This is a genomic window from Candidatus Thiosymbion oneisti (genome assembly GCF_900092655.1).
Taxonomy (GTDB): Bacteria; Pseudomonadota; Gammaproteobacteria; order Chromatiales; family Chromatiaceae; genus Thiosymbion; species Thiosymbion oneisti.
The window spans coordinates 1-9,616 of sequence record NZ_FLUY01000017.1 but is presented as its reverse complement, the minus strand read 5'-3'; the positions used below and the strand labels follow the sequence as shown (position 1 = coordinate 9,616).

Annotated in this window: 10 protein-coding genes; 6 read left to right on the top strand and 4 right to left on the bottom strand. The window is 59.6% G+C overall.

All coding sequences use genetic code 11. The features are described 5' to 3' along the window. Positions 1-77 precede the first annotated feature (77 nt). From BQ17_RS00195 to BQ17_RS00185, 3 genes are all read left to right on the top strand, one after another. Positions 78-422 (top strand): Bpu10I family restriction endonuclease, encoded by a 345-nt coding sequence (locus BQ17_RS00195; protein WP_256091417.1) that lies wholly within the window; start codon positions 78-80, stop codon positions 420-422. A gap of 27 nt (positions 423-449) precedes the next feature. After that, entirely contained in the window at positions 450-1,922 is a 1,473-nt protein-coding gene (gene gcvPB / locus BQ17_RS00190; RefSeq protein WP_089723746.1) for an aminomethyl-transferring glycine dehydrogenase subunit GcvPB, read from the top strand. Positions 1,923-2,554: 632 nt separating this feature from the next. Further along, complete coding sequence (locus BQ17_RS00185; RefSeq protein ID WP_141699011.1) at positions 2,555-3,358, top strand: hypothetical protein; 804 nt, start codon at positions 2,555-2,557, stop codon at positions 3,356-3,358. An 11-nt stretch (positions 3,359-3,369) separates the two neighbouring features. Here the strand turns inward: BQ17_RS00185 and BQ17_RS00180 are convergent, their stop codons facing one another. After that, complete coding sequence (locus tag BQ17_RS00180) at positions 3,370-4,002, bottom strand: L,D-transpeptidase (protein ID WP_089723744.1); 633 nt, start codon at positions 4,000-4,002, stop codon at positions 3,370-3,372. Between the two features lie 488 nt (positions 4,003-4,490). Here BQ17_RS00180 and BQ17_RS00175 point away from each other — a divergent pair, with 488 nt between their 5' ends. Next, positions 4,491-4,760 (top strand): hypothetical protein, encoded by a 270-nt coding sequence (locus tag BQ17_RS00175; RefSeq protein ID WP_207787917.1) that lies wholly within the window; start codon positions 4,491-4,493, stop codon positions 4,758-4,760. Between the two features lie 182 nt (positions 4,761-4,942). Here BQ17_RS00175 and rpoH read toward each other — a convergent pair whose 3' ends face one another. The 3 genes from rpoH to ftsE all read right to left on the bottom strand — a co-directional run bounded on the left by rpoH (position 4,943) and on the right by ftsE (position 7,727). Next, positions 4,943-5,782, bottom strand: a complete 840-nt coding sequence (gene rpoH / locus BQ17_RS00170) for an RNA polymerase sigma factor RpoH (protein ID WP_089723742.1) — start codon at positions 5,780-5,782, stop codon at positions 4,943-4,945. 300 nt (positions 5,783-6,082) lie between these two features. Beyond that, positions 6,083-6,985 (bottom strand): permease-like cell division protein FtsX, encoded by a 903-nt coding sequence (gene ftsX, locus BQ17_RS00165; protein ID WP_256091416.1) that lies wholly within the window; start codon positions 6,983-6,985, stop codon positions 6,083-6,085. 73 nt (positions 6,986-7,058) lie between these two features. Then, complete coding sequence (gene ftsE / locus BQ17_RS00160; RefSeq protein ID WP_089723740.1) at positions 7,059-7,727, bottom strand: cell division ATP-binding protein FtsE; 669 nt, start codon at positions 7,725-7,727, stop codon at positions 7,059-7,061. Between the two features lie 933 nt (positions 7,728-8,660). Between ftsE and grxC the strand changes: the two genes are divergently transcribed. Together grxC and BQ17_RS00145 are read left to right on the top strand one after the other, a co-directional pair. After that, on the top strand, positions 8,661-8,915 hold the full coding sequence (gene grxC / locus BQ17_RS00150; protein WP_089723738.1) for a glutaredoxin 3: 255 nt from the start codon (positions 8,661-8,663) through the stop codon (positions 8,913-8,915). After that, positions 8,912-9,322, top strand: a complete 411-nt coding sequence (locus BQ17_RS00145) for an RNA-binding S4 domain-containing protein (protein WP_089723737.1) — start codon at positions 8,912-8,914, stop codon at positions 9,320-9,322. Before grxC ends, BQ17_RS00145 begins: the two co-directional genes overlap by 4 nt. Positions 9,323-9,616 lie beyond the last annotated feature (294 nt).

The following is a 9,616-nucleotide window of genomic DNA, read 5'->3' as shown; positions in this document are numbered from 1 at the left end:
GTCAACGACCACCGTATCGGCCTCATGTTCCAATATAACCGATTGATTTTTAAAGACTCACATCGGGAACAACTCTAATGTTTCAGGAGGCATCAGCGACTGCACATGATGTAAAGACGGCAGTACCAGGAGCGAAATATTATCTTCTTTGCGAATGGCTCGATATGACTCCAATCAGCACTGCACCAACTGATATTGATGAAGTATTGCTTCTTCGAAAAGCAAAAAGAGTTGGTTCTCAGGTAAGGCGTCACTACGCAACATACGAAAGCCGGCAACAAGTTCGTGAGGAATATGCTGGATACCTCATCGAGAATCCATTCTCTACGTACGTGTTCGCACGCCTTGTGTCTCATATAGAGGGTGTTCTGAACGACCAAGATCCGGAAGAAGGAAACGTGCTGAACGAAGGCTATTTCTAACACGTGAATTTCCGCGGCCATCCATCCATGCTCATCCACGACCAATCACGCCCCGGGCGCCGTGCCGGCGCCCAGGCACCGCTCGCGCCGGCCCTGGTGCCGGACGACCTGCCGCAACGTCTGCGCCGCAAGCGGCGGCCCGATCTGCCGGAGGTCTCCGAGCTTCAGGTCGTGCGTCACTACACCCGGTTGTCGCAGCGGAACTTCTCCATCGATACCCACTTCTATCCCCTGGGCTCCTGCACCATGAAGTACAACCCCAGGGCCTGCAACAGCCTGGCCTCGCTGCCGGGTTTTCTGGGGCGTCACCCGCTGGCCCCCACCAGTCACGGCCAGGGCGTCATGGCCTGTCTGTACGAGCTGCAGGAGATCCTCAAGGAGGTCTCCGGCATGCATGCGGTCTCCCTGGCACCGGCCGCCGGCGCCCAGGGTGAATTCGCCGGCGTGGCTATGATCCGCGCCTATCATCGGGCCAGAGGGGACGCTGCACGCCGCGAGATTCTAATCCCCGATGCGGCCCACGGGACCAACCCGGCCTCGGCGGTCATGTGCGGCTACCAGGTCAGGGAGATCCCCACCGGGGACGACGGCGACCTGGATATCGCCGCCTTGCGTAATGCCGTCGGTCCCCGCACCGCCGGCATCATGCTCACCAATCCCAGCACCCTGGGCCTGTTCGATCGCAACATCCGGGAGATCGCCGCTAGAGTGCATGCCGTTGGTGGCCTGCTCTATTACGACGGGGCCAACCTCAACGCCATCCTGGGCAAGGTACGCCCCGGCGACATGGGCTTCGACGTGATCCACATCAACCTCCACAAGACCTTTTCTACCCCTCACGGCGGCGGCGGTCCGGGCGCCGGTCCGGTCGGGGTGTCGGAACGCCTGGAGCCCTATCTGCCGGTGCCCCTGGTGGCCCGTGACGGTACCGATTATGCCTGGCTCGACGAGACGGCGCGCCCGGACAGCATCGGTCGCCTCACGGCCTTCGGCGGCAATATGGGCATCTTGCTGCGGGCCTTTATTTACGCCCGTATGCTCGGTGCCCAGGGGATGCGACGGGTGGCCGAAATTGCCACCCTCAACGCTAACTATCTCTTCAAGCGCCTGACCGAGGCTGGCTTCGAGCCCGCTTACGGGAGGCGTCGTGCCGGCCACGAGCTGATCATCACCCTGCAGCGGGAGGCTAAAGAGCTGGGGATCGGTGCCATGGACTTTGCCAAGCGCCTGCTGGACTATGGATTCCATGCCCCGACCACCTATTTCCCGCTATTGGTTCCCGAGTGCCTGCTGATCGAGCCCACGGAGAGCGAGACCTGGGAGGAGCTGGACGGTTTCGTGGCGGCCCTGGTAAAGATCCGAACGGAGGCGCGGGAGCAACCGGACCTGGTCAAGGGAGCACCCCACCGGATGCCGGTCCGCCGCCTGGACGAAGTAGGTGCCGCCCGGCACTTGGATCTGGCGTGGACACCCGGCGCAATTGGGTGCAATTCTAGTTAGGGGCCTTGAAAAATTGCTTCCCCGGCAATTTCTAAGACGCGAAGTAAAAACGCAGTTTCCGCCTCGCTCCATTTGTCAAAGCAGTTGTGTGCTTGAAGATGGGAGGATCTTTATCCTTAAGCGTCTTTTCCGCGTCTTTTCCGTTTCGGCCCTCGCAAAGATTAGGCTATACTATAATTGAGGATGGTATCGGATTCAGCGGACATTCAGGAAGAAGGGTGCCCTGACTGCGGAGTGTTGGGCTGATCAAGGCTCCACATGGATTTCGGACTGCTCACAATCATGGAAGACACCCGACCTTGGTCGGCGAAGCTCCCTAGAGAGGGGATTTAGATACGTGGCTTTTAGCTGCGCTAGATCAATTTCCCTGACTGGCGGGCGGAGGGGGAAGGCATTCAGGGTAGGTTTTCTCGAAAACCTTGTGAAATCTTGTGGATCCGTTAGGTTGGGGGCAGTGCCTAATGTGTAGTGATGAGCGTGCTACTGAGCCTTTTCCCTCTTCGATGGGAAGACTACACGATCACTACATACATAAGCACTACCCTTGGTTAAACCCTAAGTTGGTAACCACACCTTAACCAGTAATGTAGTAAAGTTGACTAACCGGCTTGTCAGGAGCTAAGGCAATGCTTATGTTCAAACGAATTTTCACATCCCACCTTCTCGCCGGCATGAGCCTAACCCTGGTGTTAGGGGTTGGAAGTGCTGCCGAAGATCCGGGGGCTGAGCCTGTCGCCGAGAAGGCGGTAGCTGAGGGGGTTGGAAGTGCTGCCGAAAATCCGGGGGCTGAACCTGTCACCGAGGATGCGGCAGCTGAGCTGGTGCGGGTCGAGGGGAAGGTGCAGGTCGATGGGCAGGTGCAGTCTGTCCGCGCAGCGCTGAAAGAGGGTGATCGGGTGAGTGTTGCCGAAGGCGGAACCGCCGTCATAGAGTATCGTGAGGGTTGCCGCTACACGGTGGAAGGGGGCGCAGACTATTCTGTGAACAAGGAGCAGTGCGATTGTTACGCACACCTCGATGCGAGTAAGCACTCGCGGCATGACGCGATTGCTGTGTTCGGGCGCCTCGAGGGCCAGGTGACGGTGGACAAGGGAGAAGCCAAGTATAGCGACGGCGTGGTGGGTATGGAGCTCAAGGGGGGGAATCGTGTGATGGTCTCGGAAGAATCGAGCGCCATGGTCGAGTATTATTTCGGTTGTGACTACGAGGTAACGGAGGAGGTGTCGCCCTATACCGTTGATGCCGAAGAATGTTGTAAGGCCCTCGCGTTGCTGCCCGAACCCGCACTCGCTGCGCCTAGCGCAGCGCCTGCTCCTGCTATAGCTGCGGCACCTATAGTAGCGGGCATTGTCGGTGCCGGTGCCGTTGGTGCCGCCGCACTTGACACTGGGAGCAGTGGGAGTGCGATCAGCCCGCCGCAACCGATCAGCCCTTAGCTTCTGTTTTCTTACGTCCTCTGCCTTCGCACCCAGGTGCCGGAGTAGCGCTTGTCGGAGGGGCCGCCGAAGATGCGTACGGGGGTTCCGATTGCCGTGTGTTGATACAGAATAGGGGCGAGCTTAGGGGGTAGACGGATGCAGCCGTGAGAGGCTGGTCGGCCCGCCCGGGGGATTGGCCCCCCATGGAGACCGACGCCGCCGTTGGTCAACCGCATGAAATAGGGCATGGGCGTACCCTCGAAACGTCCCCCGCTCGGAATGGTGTCAATGTTGGTTGCGGCATTCCGAATGACCAGATTACCCTTGCTGTCATAGATTTTCCCATAGCGGTTCGAACGCTTCTTCGCGACCTTCTCGGTGATCTTGAATTTTCCCACCGGCGTCGGAGTCGAGCGCACACCGGCCGCTACCCTAGCCCAACCGATCTCATTAGGTCCGGCGTAGAAAAAGGCCTTTTGCTTGTCGAGGTCGACCTCGATGCGGGAGACTTTGCGTCCGTTCCCTTGCCACTGATAGAGTGTTACCGGCTTCGGCTTTGGCTTCGGTGGTGGTGTGGATACAACCTTCGGAGGCCGAGATAGCTGAAGTTGAGCGCAGGATGCCAGGAGGGACAGGGAAGATGCGGTCAGAAGGGCGTACATTGCCGAATGGAGCAACGAGCGTCGGCGGAATGGATCCCGTTCGAAGGGTTTGGTTTGTTTGGTGAACGGACCCCTCGCATCTTGCGATGCGTGGCAACGAACCAAAACCGCCTTTGTGGCGTGGCGGTGGCCCGGAGCAATCTTGGTTGTCCGCGAGTGCTTAGCCTTGTCTTTCATGCGCCCTACCTAACCCCTTTTCTTGTCGCACCTATGTGTATGTCCAGGATATTGCGTTGTAACGAGGGGGCCACTTCGAGTCTTACCGTCAGGCTCGATGGGTTATTTAGATTCGAAGTCCGGCACCATTCGCCACACCTATCCGTTGCGACCCGGTAGGTTTTCATTCATAGTATACCTGTCACGCATGGATTTTTCGCCGCGCTGCACGTCTCCGGTATCGAGAGTGGCGTCGCGTTAACCCATGTGCGACCGGTAATTTCGTTGTTCATCAATACAAAGGGGCATACATCGTGGAAGGATTGACCGGATTGATTATCCAGCTCGTCAGCGGAGCGGTCGGTGGTAACATCGCTGGAGGGCTGTTTAAGAACCTTTCGCTGGGGACACTCGGTAACTCGATCGCCGGCATCATCGGTGGTGGGCTCGGTGGCCAGCTACTGGGTATGTTGGGCGTAGGAGGTGCCGAGGCCGCCGGAGGCCTAGACCTCGCCGGAATCCTCACCAGTGTCGCCGGAGGCGGTGTGGGCGGCGGCGTGCTGTTAGCCGTCGTTGGCCTGGTCAAGAAGCTCATCAAATAATTCTTTCGAGGGTAGCTTGAGGAATTTTTAAGGTACCCGTGGGGGAGCAGGGATGCCTCCCCCCTATCAACCCGCTATCAATTGGAAAACCGATCGAACTCCGTGTCTCCCACTACCGGCATTTCAGGATGTGGGGTAGGAGTCGACCCGTGCTGGCGGCTGCCTATGTTGCAAAGAAGGCATCAGACCTCCAGCTGTAGTCGTAGCGTCTTCATGGCGGTTTTCTCTATTTGCCGGATGCGCTCGGCGGAAACGCCGAACTGCTGTGCAAGCTCATGCAGGGTCTGCTTCTTCTCGGTCAGCCAGCGCGCCTCCAGGATCGTTTTGCTCCTGTTATCTAGGCCATTGAGCGCACTCAAGAGACGGCGGCGGCGATCCGTCATGGTGTCTTCGCGCTCGATGGTGCTTGCCGGCTCCATCCGCATATCCGGCAAATAGGCTGCTGGTGCCGACGGACCTTCGTCGTCGTCACTATCGTCGCCGTCGAAGGCGAGGTCCTGATTGGCCAGTCGCGATTCCATTTCCAACACCGTCTCCGGCTTGACGCCCAGATCCTGAGCGACCCCCTCGACCTCCTCTCGGGAGAACCATCCCAGACGCTTCTTGGCACTGCGCAGATTAAAGAACAGCTTGCGCTGGGCCTTGGTGGTGGCCACCTTAACGATCCGCCAATTGCGCAGGATGTACTCGTGAATCTCGGCCCGGATCCAGTGGACGGCAAAGGACACCAAGCGTACGCCCATGTCCGGCTCGAAGCGCCTGACCGCTTTCATGAGACCCACCGTGCCCTCTTGAATGAGATCCGGCAGCGGCAGGCCATAACCGAGGTAGCCGCGGGCGATTCGAATCACGAAGCGTAGATGGGACAATACCAACCGCCGTGCTGCCTCCATGTCGCCATAGTCACGTAGCTGCTCGGCGAGCCTGCGTTCCTCGTTTGCCGTGAGGATGGGTATCTGATAGGCGCCACCGATATAGGCGTCGATGTTGCCTGTCGGCAGGGTTGCAATATCTGTAGTCATCTTGGCTTATACCTGAGTATTTCGATAAGAAATATACTAGCACCGGCAAAGGTGCGCAGGCAATATCGAATTGGCGTTCAGGATGGGGCTTACGTAGGGGTAGTGGTTAAGGTCTAAATGGAAACATCGCCACTAGCAGTGGGTTGGGCACGCCACAAGCTGCACCCCCTCTCCCCCCGGGAGAGAGCCTGCGCCGAGCGCAGCGAGGGGGCCGGGGAGAGGGGATCAAATGAAGCAATGGGGCATAATGAACCGCTCTATGCTAACCATTTAAAAATTTACCACTACCTACGTGGGGATTCAGTGCGGTTGCGCTGCGCTGAGGTGGCGTCCGACGGAGACCCAACTCCCGAGCAGACCGAGACCCAGACTACCGCCGAGTATCGTCAGCGAAGCGGTCGCCTCCAGGCCGGCAAGCGGGAACTGGGTATGATAGAGCGCGGCGAGACGGGAAACCGGACCCTGGATAAGGGCCAGCGCCAAGGTTACCAGCAACCAGGCGCCGATCCCGCCGAACAACCCGTACCAGCCGCCGGTGTAAAGGAAGGGCCGACGAATGAACGCCGGTGTGGCCCCCACCAATTCCATGATTTCGATCTCGTTGCGGCGGTTCTCGATCTCCAGGCGGATCGTGTTACCGACCACCAGCAGGACGGCTAGGGCCAGTGCACCGCCGAGCAGCACGACCCCGCGCTGCGTCACGTTCAGGATGGCCTGAAAACGACGTACCCAGCGGGTGTCGAGACGCGCAAAATCGGCCTGGGGCAGCGCTTCGACTTCCTTGGCCAGGCGTTCCAGGGCCTCGGGTATCCGGACCTCCGGCGTCGGTTGCAGCGCAAGTACCACTGGTAACGGATTTTCTTCGAGTTGGGTGATTGCCTCGCTGAAGCCGTCGTAACCGCCGAGCTCCGACAGCGCCTGATCCGGACTGATGAGGGTGACTTGGTCCAGATTGCGGTGCGCCCTCAGCTCCACCGCCAATGCCCGTGCCTGCTCGATATCCGTATCCGGGGTCAGGAACAGGGAGATGGCAGTGGTTTGGCCCCAGGACTCGCTCAGCAGGTTCAGGTTCCGGGTGAGTGCGTACAGGCTCGCGGGCAAGGCGATGGCGATGGCGATTACGGCAACTGTCATGCCTGTCGCCCACGGGTTGTGCAACAGGCGCCCGAGGCTGCCCAATGCCACCTGGAGGTGGTAGCTCAACCAGGTGGCCGGAAGGTGAAACGGGTGGACGCGAACGCGTCTGTGGACGGAGCGGCGATGTGCGCGCATGAGGTTACCGGGTGCCCGTGTCCCCCACCAACGAACCGTTGGTCAGCGTCAAGGTCCGGTAGGGCAGGCTCGCGATCAATGCCAGATCATGACTGGCGATGAGGAGGGTGATGCCGACCCGATGGAGGCGCTCGAACAACCCCATGATCTCGCGCGAGAGCTCCGGGTCCAGGTTGCCCGTCGGCTCGTCGGCCAGGATCAGGGGCGGGCGGGCGACAACTGCCCGGGCAATGCCGACCCGTTGCTGCTCGCCGCCGGACAGCGTGACCGGAAAGGTCCGCTCCTTGCCCAGCAGACCTACCTGGTCGAGGGCGGCACGTACCCGGCGGCGGATCTCCTTGTGCCGGTAACCGGCCGCAACCAGGGGCAGGGCCACATTGTCGAATACCGTGCGATCCGCGAGCAGGCGGTGGTCCTGAAAGATCATCCCGACCTCGCGGCGATGCAGGGGGATCTTGCGTGTGGGCAGGTGTCTCAGGTTGCGTCCGTTGACCATGACCTGGCCCCGGGTCGGGCGTTCGATCAAACCGATCAATCGCAACAGGGTGCTCTTGCCCGCACCCGAGTGGCCGGTGAGAAACGCCATTTCGCCGGCTTTGAGCTCGAAGCTCAGGTCGCTGAGGGCATTCCCGTGCTGCGGATAGCGTTTCGTGACGTGTTCGAAGCGGATCACCTGATTGACTTCGATTGCGGCTAACCGTTCAGCCCCCCTCACGAGAAGAAGCTACCCTTTGCTGCAAGCCAGAGAGACGTTACGCCTGCTCGCCGGAGAGAGCGTTGAGGAGCGCGCGAAGGGAGCCGCGGGGCAGGTGGGCAGGGTTTGACCCGGCCCGCCCATCACCCCGAATCCTGAGTATACCGATTACGCACCATGAACATCCAACTGTACAAAGAGATGTCCTTCCCCGGCGGTAAGCGGGTCGATGTCCGCATCCGCGACTTCGAGATCGCCACGGATCAGCCCGTACCGGACTGACATGGGTTCTGAAAGGGGCCTTGAAAAATGGTAGGACATTCTTGATTTTACATGGATGCCTTGAATTTTCCAAGGTGCCCTGAAAAAGACCTAGGCTCTTTATGGATTCCGGACTGCTTTGGAGTGCGCCGGCAAAGCGGCGCGGTCGCATCTAACCTCAGCCACGGGGGATACCAGCGGCGTTGGCCGGGAATCCGGGCACTTAGGTTCCACCCGCGCCGCGGCGACGTCGCTTTCCCTTGGCCGCAACACCTTTGCTGGGAACGGATACATCGCCAAACCCATAGCGGCGGCAGGATCGTGCCACTTGGCCGACCCCCCGCTTATGCTTGGCGCTGTAGGTTCCGGTAAGCATCGGGGTGAGGTTGCCGCCGCACTCCAAAACGTCCGGTGGGACCCTTCCATGATCGTTGGCAGTCCAGAATCCATAAAGAGCCAAGACCTAATGATTCCGCTACGGCTGATGGCTGGCGACTGGAAGCCGGGAAAACCGTTCCGTCAAGACCATGTTTTTGGGAAGCTTTATACATACTCTCCCTGAGCGCATATACCCACCGCAGGCAATCGGTGATAATGCGCGATAGCGTCCAGTCCGGCAGCTCGTTTTATCGAAGTTACCAGGTAGTACAGGTGCCTAAAGTCATCATCTACACGACCGGAATCTGCCCTTACTGCACCCGGGCCAAACACCTGCTTCAGCGCAAGGACATCGAGTTCGACGAGATCCGTATCGACACCGATCGGGAGCAAATGCGGATCATGATGGAACGCAGCCGGCGCCACACGGTCCCTCAGATCTTCATCGATGACTTTCACGTCGGCGGCTTCGACGACCTGGCGGCCCTGGAGGCACGCGGGGAGCTCGACCCCCTGCTGGGACGATGAGCGCAAACACCGCCGGCGGGGACGCCGATCTTCGCCTCGATAAATGGCTCTGGGCCGCGCGCTTCTTCAAGACACGCCGACAGGCGGTGGAGGCCATCAACGGGGGCAAGGTCCAGATCAATGGCCAGCGCACTAAACCGGGAAAGGCGATCCAGGCGGGGACACACCTGGTCATTCACAAGGGCTCCCTGCAATGGGACTTGGTGGTCAAGGGCATCTCTCGGCAGCGCCGTCCGGCCTCCGAGGCCGCTCTGCTTTATGAGGAGAGCGAAGCGAGCCGCCTACGTCGCCAGGCCCAGGTGCGGGAGCGGCGTGAGAGCGGTGCTGCCGCACCGGGGGCAAGGGGCCGCCCCAACAAGCGAGAGCGGCGGCTGATCCAACGCTTCACCCGCAAAGCGGATGACTAATCCGGTACGGCAAATTCCTTTTTGCCGCAAATCGACGCAAATCGGTCGCAATCGATTTGCCGTCAGTGGTGTGAATCCTGACTTGTCACTGCTTACCGGGCCTTTTCGTTTCACCACAGAGGCACAGAGAAATCAGAGCATTTCCTGCATGCTTTCGCCATGCTCGCCGGGTCTGAAGAAAAATTCCTCGGTGTACTCTCTGGGTCCTCTGTGTCTCTCAGGGCGAGCGCGTATAAATCCTCCCGAAAACATGATCTTGTAGGTTGGGCAAGGGCCGTAAGATGTGGTGAGCGC